This is a genomic window from Streptomyces thermocarboxydovorans (genome assembly GCF_039524635.1).
GTDB lineage: Bacteria > Actinomycetota > Actinomycetes > Streptomycetales > Streptomycetaceae > Streptomyces > Streptomyces thermocarboxydovorans.
Genome location: NZ_BAAAGU010000033.1, coordinates 1 through 19,496, shown reverse-complemented (window position 1 = coordinate 19,496; position 19,496 = coordinate 1). Strand labels below are relative to the sequence as shown.

The 19,496-nt window shown below is 69.9% G+C and carries 15 protein-coding genes, 1 tRNA gene, 3 pseudogenes and 5 riboswitches; of the genes and pseudogenes, 13 read left to right on the top strand and 6 right to left on the bottom strand.

Going from position 1 to position 19,496, the window contains the following annotated elements; genetic code table 11:
* The first annotated feature begins 2 nt into the window (after positions 1-2).
* From eboE to ABD198_RS16780, 3 genes are all read left to right on the top strand, one after another.
* Positions 3-1,172 carry a metabolite traffic protein EboE gene (gene eboE, locus ABD198_RS16790; protein ID WP_344001920.1) on the top strand — a complete coding sequence of 390 codons (1,170 nt, stop codon included), beginning with the start codon at positions 3-5 and terminating at the stop codon, positions 1,170-1,172.
* Positions 1,169-2,614 carry an alkaline phosphatase family protein gene (locus ABD198_RS16785; protein ID WP_344001917.1) on the top strand — a complete coding sequence of 482 codons (1,446 nt, stop codon included), beginning with the start codon at positions 1,169-1,171 and terminating at the stop codon, positions 2,612-2,614. Before eboE ends, ABD198_RS16785 begins: the two co-directional genes overlap by 4 nt.
* A 173-nt stretch (positions 2,615-2,787) precedes the next feature.
* A complete protein-coding gene (locus tag ABD198_RS16780) occupies positions 2,788-3,912 on the top strand; it encodes a sugar phosphate isomerase/epimerase family protein (RefSeq protein WP_425580491.1) in 1,125 nt (374 codons plus the stop codon).
* Positions 3,913-4,168: 256 nt separating this feature from the next.
* Here the strand turns inward: ABD198_RS16780 and ABD198_RS16775 are convergent, their stop codons facing one another.
* A complete protein-coding gene (locus ABD198_RS16775; RefSeq protein WP_344001911.1) occupies positions 4,169-5,500 on the bottom strand; it encodes a DUF2254 domain-containing protein in 1,332 nt (443 codons plus the stop codon).
* Between the two features lie 142 nt (positions 5,501-5,642).
* On the opposite strand from ABD198_RS16775, the gene ABD198_RS16770 reads away from it, so the two are divergent.
* Positions 5,643-5,727: transfer RNA gene (locus ABD198_RS16770), tRNA-Leu, on the top strand.
* A 195-nt stretch (positions 5,728-5,922) separates the two neighbouring features.
* Here the strand turns inward: ABD198_RS16770 and ABD198_RS16765 are convergent.
* Together ABD198_RS16765 and ABD198_RS16760 are read right to left on the bottom strand one after the other, a co-directional pair.
* Complete coding sequence (locus ABD198_RS16765) at positions 5,923-6,339, bottom strand: hypothetical protein (RefSeq protein ID WP_344001908.1); 417 nt, start codon at positions 6,337-6,339, stop codon at positions 5,923-5,925.
* A 23-nt stretch (positions 6,340-6,362) separates the two neighbouring features.
* Positions 6,363-7,031 carry a recombinase family protein gene (locus ABD198_RS16760; protein ID WP_344001905.1) on the bottom strand — a complete coding sequence of 223 codons (669 nt, stop codon included), beginning with the start codon at positions 7,029-7,031 and terminating at the stop codon, positions 6,363-6,365.
* A gap of 227 nt (positions 7,032-7,258) precedes the next feature.
* On the opposite strand from ABD198_RS16760, the gene ABD198_RS16755 reads away from it, so the two are divergent.
* Positions 7,259-7,414 (top strand): hypothetical protein, encoded by a 156-nt coding sequence (locus ABD198_RS16755; protein ID WP_344001902.1) that lies wholly within the window; start codon positions 7,259-7,261, stop codon positions 7,412-7,414.
* Positions 7,415-7,780: 366 nt separating this feature from the next.
* On the opposite strand, the pseudogene ABD198_RS16750 reads toward ABD198_RS16755, so the two are convergent.
* From ABD198_RS16750 to ABD198_RS16740, 3 genes and pseudogenes are all read right to left on the bottom strand, one after another.
* Positions 7,781-8,179 (bottom strand): annotated as a pseudogene (locus ABD198_RS16750) (helix-turn-helix domain-containing protein); the annotation flags it as partial.
* Between the two features lie 64 nt (positions 8,180-8,243).
* The gene (locus tag ABD198_RS30725) at positions 8,244-8,411 is read right to left on the bottom strand and encodes a hypothetical protein (RefSeq protein ID WP_425580490.1); all 168 of its coding nucleotides are present in this window, start codon (positions 8,409-8,411) and stop codon (positions 8,244-8,246) included.
* A 514-nt stretch (positions 8,412-8,925) separates the two neighbouring features.
* A pseudogene (locus ABD198_RS16740) lies at positions 8,926-10,110 on the bottom strand (IS256 family transposase); the annotation flags it as partial.
* 166 nt (positions 10,111-10,276) lie between these two features.
* Between ABD198_RS16740 and ABD198_RS16735 the strand changes: the two are divergent.
* From ABD198_RS16735 to ABD198_RS16700, 8 genes and pseudogenes are all read left to right on the top strand, one after another.
* A pseudogene (locus ABD198_RS16735) lies at positions 10,277-10,504 on the top strand (transposase); the annotation flags it as partial.
* Positions 10,505-10,693: 189 nt separating this feature from the next.
* A riboswitch (glycine riboswitch) is annotated at positions 10,694-10,790 on the top strand.
* 5 nt (positions 10,791-10,795) lie between these two features.
* Positions 10,796-10,879: riboswitch (glycine riboswitch) on the top strand.
* Positions 10,880-10,979: 100 nt separating this feature from the next.
* Complete coding sequence (locus ABD198_RS16730; RefSeq protein WP_208640876.1) at positions 10,980-11,135, top strand: hypothetical protein; 156 nt, start codon at positions 10,980-10,982, stop codon at positions 11,133-11,135.
* Between the two features lie 109 nt (positions 11,136-11,244).
* Positions 11,245-11,341, top strand: a riboswitch (glycine riboswitch).
* Positions 11,342-11,439: riboswitch (glycine riboswitch) on the top strand. It begins immediately after the preceding riboswitch.
* A gap of 53 nt (positions 11,440-11,492) precedes the next feature.
* Positions 11,493-14,348: an aminomethyl-transferring glycine dehydrogenase gene (gene gcvP, locus ABD198_RS16725; protein ID WP_344001898.1), complete on the top strand. Its 2,856-nt coding sequence runs from the start codon at positions 11,493-11,495 to the stop codon at positions 14,346-14,348.
* 32 nt (positions 14,349-14,380) lie between these two features.
* Positions 14,381-15,481 (top strand): glycine cleavage system aminomethyltransferase GcvT, encoded by a 1,101-nt coding sequence (gene gcvT, locus ABD198_RS16720; RefSeq protein WP_344001896.1) that lies wholly within the window; start codon positions 14,381-14,383, stop codon positions 15,479-15,481.
* 23 nt (positions 15,482-15,504) lie between these two features.
* The gene (gene gcvH / locus ABD198_RS16715; RefSeq protein ID WP_344001894.1) at positions 15,505-15,879 is read left to right on the top strand and encodes a glycine cleavage system protein GcvH; all 375 of its coding nucleotides are present in this window, start codon (positions 15,505-15,507) and stop codon (positions 15,877-15,879) included.
* Position 15,880: 1 nt separating this feature from the next.
* Positions 15,881-17,152, top strand: a complete 1,272-nt coding sequence (gene glyA / locus ABD198_RS16710) for a serine hydroxymethyltransferase (protein WP_344001893.1) — start codon at positions 15,881-15,883, stop codon at positions 17,150-17,152.
* 1 nt (position 17,153) lies between these two features.
* Positions 17,154-18,113 (top strand): lipoyl synthase, encoded by a 960-nt coding sequence (gene lipA, locus ABD198_RS16705; RefSeq protein WP_344001891.1) that lies wholly within the window; start codon positions 17,154-17,156, stop codon positions 18,111-18,113.
* 12 nt (positions 18,114-18,125) lie between these two features.
* Positions 18,126-18,221: riboswitch (glycine riboswitch) on the top strand.
* 715 nt (positions 18,222-18,936) lie between these two features.
* The coding region (locus tag ABD198_RS16700; RefSeq protein ID WP_486388892.1) for a MoeA family protein at positions 18,937-19,496 on the top strand (560 nt) is incomplete at its 3' end.

The window sequence follows — 19,496 nt, the reverse complement described above, 5'->3', positions numbered from 1 at the left end:
CCATGCGCTTCCGGCACCCCGACGGCACCACCGTCCACCTCGCCTACTGCACCAACGTCCACCCGGCCGAGACCCTCGACGGCGTCCTCGCCCAGCTCCGCGACCACTGCGAGCCGGTCCGCCGCCGCCTCGGCCGCGACCGCCTCGGCATCGGCCTGTGGCTCGCCCGCGACGCCGCCCACGCCCTGGTCGCCGACCCCTCCGCACTGCGCGGCCTGCGCACCGAACTCGACCGGCGGGGCCTGGAGGTCGTCACCCTCAACGGCTTCCCCTACGAGGGCTTCGGCGCCGAAGAGGTCAAGTACCGCGTCTACAAACCCGACTGGGCCGACCCCGAGCGGCTCGAGCACACCACCTCCCTCGCCCGCGTCCTCGCCGGCCTGCTGCCCGACGACGTCACCGACGGCAGCATCTCCACCCTGCCGCTGGCCTGGCGTACCGCCTACGACGACGCCCGCGCCGACAAGGCCCGCGCAGCGCTGCTCACCCTCGCCGAACGCCTCGACGCCCTCCAGGAACTCACCGGCCGCTCCATCCGCATCGCGCTGGAGCCCGAGCCGGGCTGCGTCGTCGAGACCACCCGGGACGCCATCGCCCCGCTCACCGGCATCGGCCACCACCGCATCGGCATCTGCGTCGACACCTGTCACCTCGCCACCTCCTTCGAAGACCCGCACACCGCCCTGGACGCCCTCACCGAGGCCCGCGTCCCCGTCGTCAAGTCCCAGCTCTCCGCCGCCCTGCACGCCGAACACCCCCACAAGCCCGAGGTCCGAGACAGCCTCGCCGCCTTCGCCGAACCCCGCTTCCTGCACCAGACCCGCACCCTCACCGCCACCGGACTGCGCGGCACCGACGACCTCGACGAGGCCCTCACCGGCGAGACGCTCCCCGGCGCGGCACCCTGGCGCGCCCACTTCCACGTCCCGCTGCACGCGGCCCCCGCCGCGCCCCTCACCTCCACACTCGACGTCCTGAAGGACACGCTCACCCGGCTCGTCGGCGGCCCGCACCCGCTCACCCGCCACCTGGAGGTCGAGACCTACACCTGGCAGGCCCTCCCGCCCGAGCTGCGGCCCCGTTCCCGCACCCAGCTCACCGACGGCATCGCCGCCGAGCTCACCCTGGCCCGCGACCTGCTGACCGACCTCGGCCTGAAGGAGCTGCCATGACCACCGGAGCGCACACCACCGGCGCCGACGGCCGCACCACCGGCCCCACCCCGCTGCTCGTCCTCGACGTCGTGGGCCTCACCCCCCGCCTGCTCGACCACATGCCGAACCTCAAGGCACTCGGCCAGAAGGGCTCCCGCGCCCCGCTCGGCACCGTCCTGCCCGCCGTCACCTGCGCCGCCCAGTCCACCTTCCTCACCGGCACGATGCCCTCCGAGCACGGCATCGTCGGCAACGGCTGGTACTTCCGCGAACTCGGCGACGTCCTGCTGTGGCGGCAGTACAACGGACTCGTCTCCGGCGACAAGCTCTGGGACGCCGCCCGCCGCGCCCACCCCGGCTACACCGTCGCCAACATCTGCTGGTGGTACGCCATGGGCGCCGACACCGACATCACCGTCACCCCCCGCCCGGTCTACTACGCCGACGGCCGCAAGGAACCCGACTGCTACACCCGCCCGCCGGCCCTGCACGACGAACTCACCGAGAAATTCGGCACCTTCCCTCTCTTCCACTTCTGGGGACCCGGCGCCGACCTGGTGTCCAGCCAGTGGATCATCGACGCCACCCGGCACATCAACCGCACCCGCACCCCCGATCTCACCCTCTGCTACCTCCCGCACCTCGACTACGACCTGCAGCGCTACGGCCCCGACGACCCGCGCTCCCTCCAGGCCGCCACCGACCTGGACACCGCCCTCGCCCCGCTCCTGGACGACGCCCGCGCCGAGGGACGCACCGTCGTCGCGCTGTCCGAGTACGGCATCACCCGCGTCAGCCGGCCCGTGGACATCAACCGCGCCCTGCGCCGCGCCGGCCTGCTGGAAGTGCACACCCAGGACGGCATGGAGTACCTCGACCCGATGGCCTCCCGCGCCTTCGCCGTCGCCGACCACCAGATCGCCCACGTCTATGTGCGCCGGCCCGAGGACCTGGACGCCACCAGGGAAGCCCTCGAGGGCCTGCCCGGCATCGACCAGCTCCTCGACGACGAGGGCAAGAAGGCCCACCACCTCGACCACCCGCGCGCCGGTGAACTCGTCGCCGTCGCCGAACCCGACGCCTGGTTCACGTACTACTACTGGCTCGACGACGCCCGCGCGCCCGACTTCGCGCAGCTCGTCGAGATCCACCGCAAACCCGGCTACGACCCGGTCGAGCTGTTCATGGATCCCCAGGACCCCTATGTGAAGGTCAAGGCGGCCACCGCACTGGCGCGCAAGAAGCTCGGCATGCGCTACCGCATGGCGGTCGTGCCCCTGGACCCCTCACCTATTCGCGGCAGCCACGGCCGCCTCCCTGCGAGCGACGACGACGGTCCGCTCCTCATCTGCTCCACCCCCCGCGCTGTCGGAGACCGCGTAGCGGCCACCGATGTCAAGTCACTGCTGCTCAGGCTCGCCGGACTCGCCGACGCACCGCCGGCGAGACCCGACTACTGAGAGTGAAACACACGGCACTGACAACGGCCCGCCGCCGGTGCCACCGGCGGCGGCCACGACGAAGAAGGCAGGCACCCGTGAGTCACTTCTCCCACCCGTCGCAGGACGACAGCCCACTCACCGACGCGGCCGCGGCCGCCGGCCCCGACGAGGCCCTCAGACGCCGGCTCGGCATCGGCCGCCGCCGCTTCCTGTCCACCTGCACCGCCGCCGCCGGCGCGGCCGTCGCCGCCCCCGTCTTCGGCGCCTCCCCGGCCTTCGCCGCCCAGGACGCCGCGCGAGGACACGGCCACGGCAAGGGCCACGGCCAGGGCGGCCAGGTGCTGGTCCCCGCCCACAAGCGCGGCATCATCCTCTACACCGTCCGGGACGCCACCGGCCGCGACCCGCTCTCCACCGACCTGCCCTCCGGCTTCCGCGAGGTCTTCAAGGAACTCTCCCGCTACGGCTACCGCCAGGTCGAGTTCGCCGGCTACGGTCAGCACCCCAACGCCCCCGGCGGCGCCGACCTGGGCACCGTCAAGGGCGCCCGGCTGCTGCGCGGCTGGCTCGAGGACTGCGGCCTGCGCGCCCAGGGCAACCACGGGTTCATCCCGCCGTCCTGGCCGCTGACCAAGAGCGACCTGGACACCTTCAAACAGCACCTGGAGATCGCCAACATCCTCGGCATGCCCCACATGGGCACCGGCGGCGACCCCACCGGCAGCTCCTACCGGGCCGACTGGGACATCGCCGCCGAGAAGTGGAACACCCTCGGCGAGATCGCCCGCCGCGAGGGCATCAAGCTGTACACCCACAACCACGACGCCGCCTACGGCTTCCTGCTGGACGGCGGCCCGCTGGACGACCAGGGCCGACCCACCCGCAGCTCCGGCATCCGCAAGCTGGAGTACTTCCTGAAGGTCACCGACCCCAAGCTCGTCTGGCTGGAGATGGACATCTTCTGGGCGCACGTGGCCCAGTACAAGTTCCACACCTACACCGCCCACGACGGCACCCGACGGAAGAAGGTCTTCGACCCGGCCGGGCTCGTCGCCCGCCACAACAAGCGCTACCCGCTGTTCCACGCCAAGGACGGCACGCACAACGAGACCAGCGGCATGGGCTACGACATGGCCCCGTTCGGCACCGGCGACATCGACTACCGCACCTTCTTCAGCCGTGTGGGTGAACGGAACTACCACAACCCGATGGTGGAGCAGGACAACGCGCCCAGCTCCACCGACGCCGGCCAGTCGCTGCGCTTCGCGAAGATCGGCTACGACAACATGGCCGCCCTGCGCAAGCGCCGCTGCTGACCCTCCACCGCCGCCGTGACGCCCGACGGCCACCGGCCCGACCGACGTCACGGCGCCGACCGTTCAACGCGGCAGGCGGCTCCGTCCACCGGTCTCCGCTCCCGGCGGACGGGGCCGCCCGTCTGCGCCCAAGAAGCTGTCTGCCCCCAAGAACCCGTCTGCGCCCAAGGACCCGCCTGCCCGCCCGGAACGGACCGCAGGGCAACGCAGGCCCCTCAGCCGATCCACCGAAGTCCCCGTCGCCGGCGTCCCCGGCTCAGCCGATGCCCTGCCGGTCCGGCCGGAGCGCGAAGTCCCGCTCGTCCGCCGTCCCAGCCGCCCGCTCCACCGCCTGCCGCAGCAGCTCACGGTGGCGCAGCAACGGCTCCCGCCGCTCCTCCGGGGCGAGCAGCAGCAGATCCTCCAGGCCGGCCATCAACCGCCGGGTCACCTGCGGCACCCCCGCCCCGCACACCCGCACCTCCGTCAGCCCCAGATCCACCAGCTCGTGCCACCCCGGCACCGGCTGCACCAGCCGCACCGCACCGCCCCGGTCGCGGTGCACCACGGTGTCCAGCGGCCGCCGCGACAGCGCGGCCAGCAGCTGCACGATCCGGTCCAGTGCCTGCACGGCCGTCGTCGGATCGTTGATCGCGGCGGACAGGGCCCGCAGCGCGATGTCCGCCAACTGCCGCAGCCCGAACGCCAGATCCAGATGGAACGTCCGCTCGACGCCAACCCCCAGGGCACGCCGCAGCGCCCCGCGCCGCGGAGCCTTGCCGCCGTGCACCGCCAGCACGGGCGTGCCCGGCACCACGAAGTCCCCGATCCGCGGGATCAGCCGCAGCACCACCCCGTGCGCCCGCGCCACCCGCACCAGCCGCGCCACATGCACATCCCGCAGCACACCCGCGCCCCCCTCGTGCGCCACCCACGCCGTCACCGGCCCCAGCTCGGGCGGCTGCTCATTCCTGCTCGGCACCGGCGTGAGCGCGGCCACCCGGAACGACTCCGCCGCGATCCGGGCGATCACATGGCTCACCCGCATCATCCGCAGCGTCGTGTTCACGTACATCACGAACAGCAGCAGGCTCAGCCCGACCATGATCAGCGTGAGCACCGACTGCACCAGCGGCACGGAGGTGACCACCTGAGGGTCGGTGGCGCTGTCGTACGTGGTCAGGACGAGCAGGGTCAGCACGAAGGTCGCCAGGAACACGGCGAACGTCGCCTTGGTGATCTTGCTGCGGACGAAGATCCGTACCACCCGGGGCGTGAACTGCCCGCTCGCCATCTGCACGGCCACCAGCGAGATGCTGAACACCACACCGATGAAGGTCATCATCGCCGAGCTCACGGCGTTCACCACGGACCGCGCGTCGTCCGCGAAACGCAACAGCTCGGCGAGCGTGTCGTAGTCCTGCTCCTCCTGCAGCGACCGGACGATCGCCACGTCCAGCTCCTCGGCGCCCAGCCACACCACGATCACCAGCACCATGGCCACCATGGGCGCGAACCAGAACGAGTCCCGCAGATGCTCCCGGAGCGGCGACAGCGCCCGCCACCGCCGCCTCGGCAGCGGACCCTGGGTAATCGTCCAGTCACTCATGGTGCGACCCTAGAGGCAGCCGGCGGCCCGGTCCCGGACCACCGCCGCAGCGAAGGAAACGCAGGTGAAAGGCACTGCGAAACCTTGGTATGGTTGTCCACGTCGCCGCGGGGCAGAGCCCTGACCTGGCGGCGTACACCTCGTCCGGGTGGCGGAATGGCAGACGCGCTAGCTTGAGGTGCTAGTGCCCTTTATCGGGCGTGGGGGTTCAAGTCCCCCCTCGGACACTCCTTATGGCGATACGGAATCGAGGGCCTCGACCTAACGGTCGCGGTCCTCGTTGTGTTGTCGTACGCGATCGTGATGCCCAGGGCCTCGTAGAGGGGCTCCTTCTTCTCGGCGTCGGCGGCTTGGATACGTCGTGCGATGTCTCCGAGTCTGTCAGTGATCTCCCGGATCTGATCTGCGGTGAGGGGTGGTTCCTACTTCCGGGTGACGGTGGGTAGGGCGTCGAGCTTCTTCTGTGCCGCTTCCCTGTCATGTTGCGCGTCGTTGATCCACTGGGTGACGACGGCTGGGTCGGCTCCGGAGTCGAGGGCGGCCTGGTAGCGGGCGAGGCGCCGCTCGCATTCCTTGATCGCCTGGCGGGCTTGGGCCTGCTCGGGGGTTTGTGGCTGTGCGGCCCTTGCCGCGATGCCGGCCTGGCTGAGTGCGGTGATGGTGGCGGTGAGCCGGTCCAGGGCGAAGGCCCGGGCGATCCAGGCATCCAGTGCCCGGCAGACGATGTCTTCGCGCAGGTTGATGGTGCGCGGATGATCGAGCCCGGGGTAGAGGGCTGCTTCCTGTTCCTTGTACTCGCATCGGTAGTAGACGCGGTCGCGGATCGCAGAGGGCTGCATCTTCCGTCCGCACAGAGTGCACCTCACCCGTCCTCGCAGGACGTAGGCCCGCCGGCTGCTTCGCCGGTTGGGGCGTTCCTGCCGCTGGTAGACGCGGGCGCGCTGCCTGCGGGCCCGCTGGGCGGCCTCGAATGAGTTCCTTGGTGATGAGCGGCTCGTGTGCGGGTTTCGTTGGACCAGATCCACTCGTCGCTGGGGTTGTGGGTCATGGTGGTGCGGTGGCCGAGGGTGACGTCGTCGATGTCGAGGAGGCGTTCTTCCTTGCGCTGCTTGTTCCAGACCTCGTGGCCGGTGTAGCGGGGATTGTGGAGGATCGCCCTGACCGCACCGGCCTGCCATGCCTTCTTCGTTCGGTGGGGGTTGCGGGCGGCGTCGTGGGCGGAGGGGCAGGGGATGCCGTCGTGGTTGAGGCGGAGGGCGATGGCCTCGTCGCTCATGCCGTCGACGTACATGGTGAAGATGCGCAGCACGACGCGTGCGGTGGCGGGGTCGGGTTCGAGTTTGTGCAGTCGCTGTCCGGCTGCTGCTTTGGCGGGGTTGGGGTGGGTACCGGCGTCGGCGATCCGGTAGCCGTACGGCGGTCGCCCGCCGAGGTAGCGGCCCTGAAGTTGGGCTTGTGAGCTCATCGCGGTCCGGACCCGGATCTTGATGCGGTTGCGTTCGCCCTTGCTCATGCCGCCGAAGACGGACATGACGACGTCGTGGGCCTCGTTGTCGGGGTCGATCAGGCCGCCGACCTCCGGGACCCACAGCGGGATGCGGAAGTGGACGAAGACGGGGAAGGTGTTGCCGAACTGGTTGCCGTAGAAGGTGCGCTGCGGCTCCCGATCACGACAGCGTCGAACCCGCGGTTTGGGTTCCGGAGCGCTTGGAGGAGTTCGTTGGCGCGTGGGCGGCGTTGCCAGGGCAGGGAGCGGCTGTGGCCGACGTCGAAGTACTCGGCGACGATCTGGCCTCCGGCGGGCTCGATCAGCGCTCGGGCACGGGTGAGCTGCCAGTTTCTGGAGGCCTCGGGATCTTGGAGGTCCTCGGTGGAACAGCGTCCGGCGAAGGCGAAACGGATCCCGTGCGGTGAGACTCCCGTGCGTGTGGCGCGTGGAGCGCGTTGCGGGTGTTATGTGGCGTTCTGTCGTACCTCGAATGGGCGAGAAGGGCCAGCGAGGCAAGGGCCCGTCCTGTGGCTTCCGGTGGCGCGTACCGCCCTCAGCTCCGACAGTTCAAGCTCGACACCTTTTGGACATGCGCGCGTGCCCCCTTCGGTATGGGCGATCAAGAGCTGACGTTCTTGGTGGCGGTCTCCGGGGGCCTGCCCGCATGGCAGGAGGCGGAGTCGGGCCGGCTCCCAGATGGCTCCTACGGAGGTTTGCCGCTCGTATGCGGCTGGCCAAGCGATACAGGGTCTACACATGCGATAGTGCACGTCTGCATTGAGCACTGTGCATCGTGAAGTTTCCGTGCCAGTGCGCCGCCGGGTGCGGATCAGCGTGCCGTCCAGCAGGACCACCCCGCCACCCTTCCGGGCGATCTTCTTCAGGGCCCTCTCCAGGCGCGGGGCGCGGGCGGCCAGCAGGCCGACGACTTCCCTGACCCACCGTGTCACGGTGGTGCGGTGTATCCCGTTGCCGCCGGCCAGGTCGCCCGGCCGCTGGTCACAGCGCAGCACCGCCAGCACGATGGCGGCGATCTTCCCCGTGGGCAGGGCACGCCACCGCGAGCCGATCTTCTACAGATGGCCGCGTATCAGGCCGGCGAGATAGTTCAGGGTGGCACTCGACAGCGGCAGGCGGGCGGTGTAGACAAGGCCGTCAGGGCCCTCGGCGAGACCGTTGTTTTTCTTCACACCAAACTCAACTGCCGCCGGGGGCCCGCCGGTTACGCCCTGCCGATACTCGCCTGCGGTGCGGCTACGGGCGTGCGGTGAACCGCCCGTCGGGTCGCTTGTGCAGCCAGCCGCGGTCGGCGAGTTTGGTCATCTTCGCGCGCAGCGGTTCCAGCTTGCCGCGCACCGCCACCTGAAGGCCCAGCTCCTCGCCGACAGCCCTGACCTGGACCGGGCTGTCGGCGGCCCGCACGATCGCCAGGATCCTGCGGTAGTCAGCGGGCAGGGCGGCCTCGTCGGGGGTCTCGCTGCGGTGCGGGATCAGCAGTACCGCCCGCCCCGCCACCCGGGCGGGAGCTGGGGCGACGGTCGCGGCGGCCGCCGGCCGCGGCCCTGTCCTGCACGGCCAGCCGATTCAGGACCCGCTCGGCGATCACCAGCTCCTCCCGCTCGGCCTGGACCTCCTGCAGCTGCTTGACCAACTCCTCAGCGAGCGTGTCCAGTTCGCTCCGGCGAGCCGTGATCCGCTCCAGCTCCCGCATCCCCACGCCCTCCCACGCTCTCCCGGCGTACCGGCCTGGTGACGGATCGTAGGAGCGGTACCGCGGAAAGCGCAGCAGAACCCAAGGACGGCCCCGAACGCATGTCAGACGATCTATATCGGTTGCTTCGGGGTGGGTGGGCATGAACTCCGGCCGACGGCGGGAGAGATGGGCGTGGTTCGTCCGCTCGTAACGCTCCTCTTCCAGGTCCCGGACGGTCGCGGTGATCTCTCGGCAGCGGGCAAGAAGTTCGCGGCCCATGTAGCGGCGGGCCTCGGTCCACTCGTCGTTCTGCTCGGCCAGGACCGCGCCGACGAGCCGGATGACGGCGGTGCGGTCGGGGAAGATACCGACCACGTCGGTGCGGCGGCGGATCTCCTTGTTCAGCCGTTTCTGCGGGTTGTTCGACCAGCTCTGCCGCCAGATCTCCCGCGGGAAGGCCGTGAAGGCCAGCAGGTCGTGCTGAGCTGCGTCCAAGTGGGCGGCGGCCTTGGGGAACTTGGCCTCCAGGGCGTCCAGGACGCGCCGCATCTGTGCGTGGACCGCGTCGGTGTCGGGCTGTTCGAAGACGGTCCGCAGCAGCGTGGTCACCCAGGGCTGGGCCGACTTCGGGACCTGGCTGAGCAGATTGCGGGCGTAGTGGGTGCGGCATCGCTGCCACGACGCGCCGGGCAGGATCGCCCCGATCGCGTCGACCAGGCCGGCATGGGCGTCGGAGATGACGAGCTGGACGCCGGGCAGGCCGCGGGCGATCAGCGAACGAAGGAAGGCCAGCCAGCCCGCGCCGTCCTTGGCGGTGGCGACGTCCAGGCCGAGGATCTCGCGATGGCCGTCGGCGTTGACGCCGACCGCGATCAGCGCGTGGACGTTGATGATCCGGCCGCCCTCGCGGACCTTCTGCGTGAGCGCGTCGACCGAGACGAACGAGTACGGGCCGGCGTCCAGGGGCCGGTTGCGGAAGGCTGCCACCTGCTCGTCCAGGTGCTTGGCCATCGCACTGACCTGGGACTTCGACAGCTGGGTCACCCCGAGGGACTCGGCGAGCTTCTCGACCCGGCGAGTGGAGACGCCGAGCAGGTAGGCGGTGGCGACCACTGAGATCAGGGCCTGCTCGGCCCGGCGGCGACGCTCGAGGAGCCAGTGCGGGAAGTAACTGCCCTGCCTCAGCTTGGGAACGGCGAGCTCGTCGGTGCCGGCGCGGGTTTCCCACTCGCGGGGACGATAGCCGTTGCGGTGGTTGACCCTCTCGTCGCTGACCTGCCCGTATTCGGCGTTGCAGAGAGCGTCGGCCTCCGCCGACATGAGCGCATCGGCGAATGTCTTGACCATCGCGCGCAGCAGGTCCGGACTCGCCGGGGCGAGGTTGTCTTCCGCGAGGGCGTGCAGGGGCAGACCGTCGGGTGCGGTCATCGTGCTGATCTCCTTCAAAGACTTGGTCGTCTTGAAAGATCAGCCGGTGGCCGTTCTCATATCCGGACACTCACTCCGACGCCGGGCCAAACGCCCGGATCAGGTGGGAGCCCGTACACCACTTCCCAGGACGCAACCCCGCCCTGAAAAGCTCAATGACTCGCCAAGGGGCGACTGCTATCTGCGGGGACTGATGCTGGACGGTCGCCGCAAGTCCATCCGGGCGATGGCCTCGCGGCTGCCGGACGGCAACGAGCAGAACCTGCAGCTGTTCGTGAACCAGTCCACGTGGGATCCCATGCCGGTGCAGCGGCGGGTCGCCGAACGGATGCTTGCGTTGATCACGCCGACGTCCGGGGTGATCGACGATGTGTCGGTGGCCAAGAACGGGCGAACCACTGCCCATTGCTGCCGGGTAAGAGAGTGCCTACTCCCTGAAGCCGGCGTTTACAGTCGGCAGCTCAAGGGCTACGCCCTTACGGGCACTACCACCGGTGAGCCCGAAGCCGCGGGCACTTGACGGCCGCATTGCGGTGCCCGTAAGTTGTCGCCCGAAGGACCGGACAACCGAATACTCTGCTGACGATTCTGCGCGGGAGAGTCCACGTTTTGCAACGGCGTGGCGCCGAAGGAGCAAATCCTCCCCGGAAACTCTCAGGCCTCGTTACCGCGCAGCGGAGGCGGACTCTGGAAAGCAGGCGTTCACGCGCCTCGCCCACGGTGCAAGCCGCGGATCTCCGCGGCGAAGCTCTCAGGCCACATGACAGAGGGGGAGGCTCACTCGGCCGCACAGGCTTCTGCCTGTGCTCGACACTCGAGGAAGCCCCCATGGTTTGTTGTATCCCCGTCGACGTTCGGTGCCTTCGAGCATGGTCTTTCGAAGCCCGGAACACCTAGCCGCTCCGATCTATGACCACGCCGAGATCACCCGTGTCGCTGCAGCCACCGTGGTGTTCGACCTGGTCACGCTCATGACGAAGAACCACGTCGCCATCCTTGTGCTCGCGTCCGAGGACCACGCCTGATTGCGGGCGTGACCCAGCAGTCACCAGGTGCCGTCAGGGTGCTGCCCCGCCTTGACGGCAGCACCACCTGACCACTTGGCCAGGCTCGACAACTCGACATCGCGCTGTTCGAACCGAAGCGGGAGAGTCCTCGCCCACCCTTGGCGAGGCGCCGAAGGAGCAACCCCTCCCCGGAATCTCTCAGGCCCAACTACCGCTTCGGCGAGGCTCCTCTGGAAAGTCAGGACGCCACGTCCTGCGCCCACGGTGCAAACCGCCGGACCCGGTGGTGAAGCTCTCAGGTACCGATGACAGAGCGGGGAGGTCACCCGTCCACGGTGCCGCGTCCGCGGTGCCTTCAACAGGGAGCCTCCCGCCATGACCTCACCCGCATCCTCCGCGTCCGGCGCGTTCGCCACCCGTCACATCGGCGTCAGCGACGCCGACCGCGCCAAGATGCTGGCCGAAGTCGGCTATCCGACTCTGGCCGGCCTCATCGACGCCGCCGTTCCGAGCGGCATCCGGAGCACCTCCGACCTGAACCTGCCCGCCGCCACTGAGTCCGAGGCGCGCGCCGAGCTGCAGGAGCTCGCGAGCAGGAACACCGTGGCTGTCCCGATGATCGGCCTTGGCTACCACGCGACCACCACGCCCGCGGTGATCCGGCGCAACGTGCTGGAGGACCCGTCGTGGTACACCGCCTACACGCCGTACCAGCCAGAGATCAGCCAGGGCCGGCTCGAGGCGCTGATCAACTTCCAGACCATGGTCGGCGACCTCACCGGGCTGCCGACTGCCAACGCGTCGTTGCTCGACGAGGGTACGGCGGTCGCCGAGGCCGTCACGGTCATGCGCCGCGTCGCAGGCAAGAGCCACCCCCGCGTCCTGGTCGACCGTGACACTCTGCCGCAGACCCTCGACGTCCTGCGCACGCGTGCAGCGGCGGTCGGCATCGAGGTCGGCGAGATCGACGTCGCCAAGCCGCTGCCGGAGGGCGACTTCTTCGGGGTGGTGCTGTCCTACCCCGGCTGCTCGGGCGCGGTCCGCGACCTGCGCGAGGTGACTGCTGCGGCGCGGGCTCGCGGGGCGCTGGTCACCGTGACCGCCGACCTGCTGGCGCTCACCCTGCTGGTGCCACCGGGTGAGTACGGCGCCGACATCGTCGTGGGCTCGTCCCAGCGCTTCGGTGTCCCCCTGTTCTACGGCGGGCCGCACGCCGGCTACATCGCGGTCCGCGCAGGGCTCGAACGCCATCTGCCCGGCCGGCTCGTGGGCATGTCCGTGGATGACGCCGGCCGACCGGCGTACCGCCTCGCCCTGCAGACCCGCGAGCAGCACATCCGGCGCGACAAGGCGACCTCCAACATCTGCACGGCGCAGGTTCTGCTCGCCGTGGCCGCGTCGATGTACGCCGTCTACCACGGCCCCGACGGTCTGACCGAGATCGCCCGACGGACGCACCGGCACGCCACGCTCATCGCCGCGGGTCTGCGGGCGAGTGGGATCACGGTGGTGCACCGTGAGTTCTTCGACACCCTGCTGGTGCGGGTCCCTGGCCGTGCCGAGGAGGTCGTCGCGGCCGCGCACGACAAGGGCCTGCGGCTGCGGCTGGTGGACGGCGACCACGTCGGCATCTCCTGCTCCGAGGGCACGACGGAAAACCACGTCCGCCTCGTGCTCGACGCCTTCGGCTGGGCCGGCGACGACCTGGACGGGCTGGCGGCCGGCGCTCCGGCGGCGCTTCCGCCGGGACTGCGCCGTACCTCCCCCTTCCTCACCCACCCGGTCTTCCACCAGCACCGGTCGGAGACCGCGATGCTGCGTTACCTGCGCAAGCTCTCCGACCGTGACTTCGCGCTGGACCGCGGCATGATCCCGCTCGGGTCCTGCACGATGAAGCTCAACGCAACCACGGAGATGGAGCCGGTCAGCTGGCCCGGGTTCGCGGACCTGCACCCGTTCGCGCCCCTCACGGACGCGGCTGGGTACCTGGCCCTGGTCGAGCAGCTCGAGACGTGGCTGGCCGAGGTCACCGGTTACGCCAAAGTCTCCATCCATCCGAACGCCGGATCGCAGGGCGAGCTCGCAGGCCTGCTGGCGATTCGCGCCTACCACCGGAGCAACGGCCAGCCCGGACGCGACGTGTGCCTGATCCCGGCCAGCGCGCATGGCACCAACGCCGCCTCGGCCGTGATGGCCGGGATGCGCGTCGTCGTGGTGGCGTCGCGGCCCGACGGCACGGTCGACTTCGACGACCTCGAGGCCAAGTGCGCGAAGCACTCCGACGACCTGGCCGCGATCATGGTGACGTACCCCTCGACGCACGGCGTCTACGAGGAGAGCATCACCCAGCTGTGCGAGTTGGTGCACGAGGACGGCGGGCAGGTGTACGTCGACGGCGCCAACCTCAACGCGCTGCTCGGGATCGCCAAGCCCGGTGAGTTCGGTGGCGACGTGTCACACCTCAACCTGCACAAGACGTTCTGCATCCCGCACGGCGGCGGTGGGCCGGGCGTCGGCCCGGTCGCGGTGGCCGAGCACCTCGCGCCGTACCTGCCCACCCACCCGCTACACCCCGATACCGGGCGTCGCGACGGGATCGGGGCGGTCAGCGCAGCGCCGTTCGGCAGTGCCGGCATCCTGCCGATCCCGTGGGCCTACATCCGGATGATGGGTGCGGAGGGGCTGACCGAGGCGACCCGGACGGCCGTGTTGAGTGCCAACTACGTCGCCCGCCGGCTCGCGCCGCACTTCCCCGTCCTGTACGCCGGGGAGGCCGGCCTCGTCGCCCACGAGTGCATCCTCGACGTACGCCCGATCACCGCCGCCACGGGTGTGACGGTCGACGACATCGCCAAACGGCTCATCGACTACGGCTTCCACGCCCCGACGATGAGCTTCCCGGTCGCCGGCACGCTGATGGTCGAGCCGACGGAGAGCGAGAGCCTGCAGGAGTTGGACCGCTTCTGCGAGGCGATGATCGCGATCCGCGCGGAGATCGACTTGGTGGACAAGCGCGTCTGGGCCGTCGAGGAGAGCCCGCTGCGACGGGCGCCGCACACCGCAGCCGCGATCGCCGGCGAGTGGACCCGGGCCTACTCGCGTGAACGGGCCGTGTTCCCGGCGGGCGTCACGTCCGACAAGTACTGGCCGCCTGTCGGCCGGATCGACCAGGCGCACGGTGACCGGAACCTGGTCTGTTCCTGCCCGCCTCCCGAGTCGTTCGCGTCGTGACCCGGCCCGCCATGGTCCGAAGAGGAACCATCATGTCGAAGAAGACACCCCTGCACGACATCCACATGGAGCTCGGTGCGTCGTTCACCGACTTCGCCGGCTGGTCCATGCCACTCCGCTACACCTCCGAGCTGGTCGAGCACCACGCCGTACGGACCACCGCCGGAATCTTCGACCTCACCCACATGGGAGAGATCGAGCTGTCCGGTCCCGAGGCGGGCCGGGCTCTCGACCACGCCCTGGTCGGACGGCCGTCGAAGATCGCCGTCGGCCGCGCGCGCTACTCCATGCTGGTCCACGAGACCGGCGGAGTGCTCGACGACCTCGTCGTCTACCGCCTGGCCGAGGAGAGGTACCTCGTCGTGGCCAACGCCGGCAACACGCTGGTCGTGCTCTCCCAGCTGCGTGATCGGATCGACGGCTACGTCACCACGATCCGGGACACCTCAGGCGAGTGGGCGCTGATCGCGGTCCAGGGCCCGACGTCACCGGCGATCGTCAGCGAACTGGTCGACGTCGAGGTGCCGTTGCTGAAGTACTACGCGATCGACCCGGCGCGGTTGGCGGACCGCGAGGTGCTGCTCGCGCGCACCGGCTACACCGGCGAGGACGGCTTCGAGATCTACTGCCGTCCCGAGGATGCGATGGCCGTCTGGCGGTCCGTCAGCGCGGTGGGCGCGCGGCACGGGCTGGTCCCGTGCGGCCTGGCCTGCCGTGACACGCTGCGCCTCGAGGCCGGTATGCCGTTGTACGGCCAGGAGCTCACCGTCGGCACCACGCCGTTCGACGCGGGACTGGGCCGAGTCGTGGTGTTCGGGAAGCCCGGCGGGTTCGTCGGCGAGGCGGCCCTGGCTGCCCGTCGTGACGAGGGGCCCACCCGCGTGCTGGTCGGGCTGGCCTCGACCGGTCGACGAGCTCCGCGCACCGGCTACGCCGTACTCGACCCGGACACCGGCGAGCGCATCGGCGAGGTCACCTCGGGCGCTCTGTCGCCCACCCTCGGCCACCCCGTGGCGATGGCATACCTGCCGACCGACCGGAGCGAACCCGGCACCAAGGTGCTCGTCGACATCCGGGGCAGTCAGGAGTACGCCGAGGTCGTTCCGCTGCCTTTCTACCGCCGCCGAGCCTGACCACCTCCCGAGGAGAACAGATCATGAGCCTGCCCACCGACCTGATGTACACCAGCGACCACGAGTGGATTGCCAGCGAGGGAGAGCTGTCGACCGTCGGTGTCACCGCCCACGCAGCAGACGCGCTCGGCGACGTCGTCTACCTGGACCTGCCTGCCGTCGGCGCGACGATCAAGGCTGGCGACGCGTGCGGAGAGATCGAATCGACCAAGTCCGTGAGCGACCTGTTCGCTCCTGCGGACGGCGAGGTCGTCGATATCAACGAAGCTGCGGTGGCCGACCCCGGCCTGGTCAACACGGACCCGTTCGGAGCGGGCTGGCTGTTCCGGATGCGGATCACCGGTACGCCGGATCTGCTGGACGCCACCGCCTACGCGGCTCTCACGGCAGGAGCCTGAGATGTCTGTGCTGGACCGTCGGCTCGCCGACTTCGACCCCACCGTGTACACCGCCGTACGTGCTGAGCTGGAGCGTCAGCAGAGCACGCTGGAGATGATCGCGAGCGAGAACTTCGCACCGGTCTCGGTGATGGAGGCGCAGGGCTCCGTCCTGACGAACAAGTACGCCGAGGGCTACCCGGGCCGTCGCTACTACGGCGGGTGTGAGCACATCGATGTCCTCGAGCAGCTCGCCATCGAACGGGTGAAGGCATTGTTCGGTGCGGCCTTCGCCAATGTGCAGCCGCACTCGGGAGCCCAGGCGAACGCGGCCGCGATGACGGCGCTCCTCCAACCGGGGGACAGCATCCTGGGCCTGGACCTCGCGCACGGCGGGCACCTCACCCACGGCATGCGCATCAACTTCTCCGGCAAGCTCTACAACGTCGTCGCCTACCACGTCTCCGCGGAGGACAACCGCGTCGACATGGCGGAGGTGCAGCGACTTGCCGATGAGCACCGGCCGCAGCTGATCATCGCGGGCTGGTCGGCGTACCCCCGGCAGCTGGACTTCGCCGCCTTCCGGCGGGTCGCGGACCAGGTCGGCGCGTACCTGATGGTGGACATGGCGCACTTCGCCGGCCTGGTGGCCGCGGGCCTGCACCCGAACCCGGTGCCGCACGCCGACGTGGTGACCACGACCACGCACAAGACACTCGGCGGCCCGCGCGGCGGGGTGGTGCTGACCAACCGTGAGGACGTGGCGAAGAAGGTCAATAGTGCGGTCTTCCCCGGCCAGCAGGGCGGACCGCTGGAGCACGTGATCGCGGCCAAGGCGGTCGCGTTCAAGATGGCGTCCGAGCCGGAGTTCCGTGAGCGCCAGGAGCGCACCCTCGCGGGCGCTCGACTCCTCGCGGAACGGCTGAGTGCTCCCGATGTCACGGACGCGGGGGTGTCCGTGCTGTCGGGTGGTACGGACGTCCACCTGGTGCTGGTCGACCTGCGTGAGTCGGAGCTCGACGGGCAGCGGGCGGAGGACCGCCTGCACGACATCGGCATCACGGTGAACCGCAACGCTGTGCCGTTCGACCCCCGCCCGCCGATGGTGACCTCGGGACTGCGGATCGGTACGCCGGCGCTGGCCAGCCGCGGCTTCGGGGAGGCCGAATTCGCGGAGGTCGCCGACATCATCGCGGAGGCCCTCAATCCGGCGTACGCCCCGAGTCTCGCCGCCAAATTGCGGGCCCGTGTGGCCGCGCTCGCCGACGCACACCCGTTGTACCCGGAGCTGTGAGATGAGCGGCGCCCTCACACCTTCCGCCTCGCCTGACGGCCGCAGGTTGCTGCGGCTGGAGGTGCGGAACAGCCAGACCCCGATCGAGCGCAAGCCCGAGTGGATCAAGACCCGGGCGCGGATGGGGCCGGAATACAACGCGTTGGGCTCGCAGATGAAGGCCGAAGGGCTGCACACGGTGTGCCAGGAGGCGGGCTGTCCGAACATCTTCGAGTGTTGGGAGGACCGTGAAGCCACCTTCCTCATCGGCGGCGACCAGTGCACCCGGCGCTGCGACTTCTGCCAGATCGACACCGGCAAGCCCCGGCCTCTGGACCGGGAGGAGCCGCGCCGGGTGGCGGAGTCGGTGGCGAAGATGGGACTGCGGTACGCCACCATCACCGGGGTGGTCCGCGACGACCTGCCCGACCGTGGTGCCTGGCTGTACGCCGAGACGGTCCGGCAGATCCACGCCCTGAACCCGGACACCCGTGTGGAGAACCTGGTCCCGGACTTCAACGGTGTCCCCGAGTTGCTGGCCCAGGTGTTCGAATCGCGCCCGGAAGTATTGGCGCACAACGTGGAGACGGTGCCGCGGATCTTCAAACGGATCCGGCCCGCGTTCCGCTACGACCGGTCGCTCGGTGTGCTTACCGCGGCGCGGGAGTTCGGGCTGGTCACCAAGTCGAACCTGATCTTGGGCATGGGGGAGACCCGGGCGGAGATCTCGGCCGCGCTGAAGGACCTGCACGCTGCCGGGTGCGACCTGGTCACCATCACCCAGTACCTGCGGCCCTCGGTGCGGCACCACCCGGTGCACCGGTGGGTCAGGCCCGAGGAGTTCATCGAGCTCAAGGAAGAGGCCGAGGAGATCGGCTTCGCCGGAGTGATGTCCGGACCCCTGGTCCGGTCCTCCTATCGCGCCGGACAGCTCTATCAGCAAGCACTCGACAAGAGGCCTCGGCAAGAACCGAACAACTGAATACACCGCTGACGATTCCGCGCGGGAGAGTCCACACTCCCCAAAGGTGTGGCGCCGAAGGAGCAAATCCTCCCCGGAACTCTCAGGCTTCGTTACTGCGCGGCGGAGGCGGACTCTGGAAAGCAGGCGCTCACGCGTCTCGCCCACGGTGCAAGCCGCGCACAGCTGCGCGTGGTGAAGCTCTCAGGCCAATGACCGAGGGGGAGGCTCAATCAGCCGCGCGGGTCCGTGCCCGCGCTCGACTTTCGAGGAGCCCCTCGTGTCCATGACGGTGGGTCCCCCTCCGGACGCAAGTGATTGCGCCTGGGGGCCGGAACAGTCAGACCCCATCGAGCGCAAGCCCGAGTGGGTGAGGCCCCAGGCGAAGATGGGCCTGGAGCCAACTGCAGAGCCTGGTCACGGCGGAGAATGTCATGTCCCCTCGTCCGCGCCCCGGCCGCGAGTTCGTCCTCACCCCTTTGACTGGCATCGGCGCGGGCGTGACCGTGACGAGCAGTACGCACTCAGGGGGCTCCCTGGAAGCCGTCCCCGGCCCGAGATCGAGCCGGGCGCGTGCCAACGCAGGGTGCAGCGCAGCAGGTCAGCCGGGGGGCGGGGCAGCGCGGTGGGAAGGGGGCCCGTGCGGGCGCGCGGGGGAGTGTGGCGACTACCTGCGTGCCATTGTCAGACGCCCGAACGTGAAGATCTGGGCCCGGACTTCCGGACCTGCTCCGCAGTTACGTCACGGAGGAGATGTAGCACCTTGAGCAGTACCGAACAGACCGCTGCGTCGGCCGGATCCCGCCTCCCGTACCACGGCGCGGCGGCCCCGGTCGGCGACGCCCTGACCCGGGAGGCTGCCGCCGCGGGCCGGATCTGGTCCGTGTCCGAGCACCTCGACGACATACTCGCGCACATCCGACCGCTGGAGCCCCGCGAGCTGCGCCTCCTCGACGCCCAGGGCTGTGTCCTCGCCGAGGATGTCACGGTCCCGGTCGCGCTGCCGCCGTTCGACAACAGCTCCATGGACGGCTACGCGGTGCGTACCGCCGATGTGCAGGGCGCCTCCGAGGAGTACCCGGCCGTCCTCACCGTCATCGGAGACCTCGCCGCGGGCAGCGGTGAGCTGCCGACCGTCGGCCCCGGTGAGGCCGCCCGCATCATGACGGGCGCCCCGCTGCCGCCCGGCGCCGAGGCCGTCGTTCCGGTCGAGTGGACCGACGGCGGTACGGGCCGAGGGCCCGCCACCACCATGCGCGCCCACTCCTCCGCTCCCGAGGGCGCCGGCGGCGAGGTCCGGGTCCACCGCGCCGCCGAGGCCGGGCAGCACATCCGCCTCCGCGGCAGCGACGTGCAGGCCGGAGAGCTCGCCCTGGAAGCCGGTACGGTCCTCGGCCCATCCCG

Bases quoted from the DNA above. Each gene is read 5' to 3' on its own strand.
- lipA (WP_344001891.1), top strand. From the start codon at position 17,154: ATGAGCGGCGCCCTCACACCTTCCGCCTCGCCTGACGGCCGCAGGTTG.
- ABD198_RS16785 (WP_344001917.1), top strand. From the start codon at position 1,169: ATGACCACCGGAGCGCACACCACCGGCGCCGACGGCCGCACCACCGGC.
- gcvH (WP_344001894.1), top strand. From the start codon at position 15,505: ATGAGCCTGCCCACCGACCTGATGTACACCAGCGACCACGAGTGGATT.
- gcvP (WP_344001898.1), top strand. From the start codon at position 11,493: ATGACCTCACCCGCATCCTCCGCGTCCGGCGCGTTCGCCACCCGTCAC.
- glyA (WP_344001893.1), top strand. From the start codon at position 15,881: ATGTCTGTGCTGGACCGTCGGCTCGCCGACTTCGACCCCACCGTGTAC.
- ABD198_RS16775 (WP_344001911.1), bottom strand. From the start codon at position 5,500: ATGAGTGACTGGACGATTACCCAGGGTCCGCTGCCGAGGCGGCGGTGG.
- ABD198_RS16765 (WP_344001908.1), bottom strand. From the start codon at position 6,339: ATGCAGCCCTCTGCGATCCGCGACCGCGTCTACTACCGATGCGAGTAC.
- gcvT (WP_344001896.1), top strand. From the start codon at position 14,381: ATGTCGAAGAAGACACCCCTGCACGACATCCACATGGAGCTCGGTGCG.
- ABD198_RS16760 (WP_344001905.1), bottom strand. From the start codon at position 7,031: ATGTCCGTCTTCGGCGGCATGAGCAAGGGCGAACGCAACCGCATCAAG.
- eboE (WP_344001920.1), top strand. From the start codon at position 3: ATGCGCTTCCGGCACCCCGACGGCACCACCGTCCACCTCGCCTACTGC.
- ABD198_RS16730 (WP_208640876.1), top strand. From the start codon at position 10,980: ATGGTCTTTCGAAGCCCGGAACACCTAGCCGCTCCGATCTATGACCAC.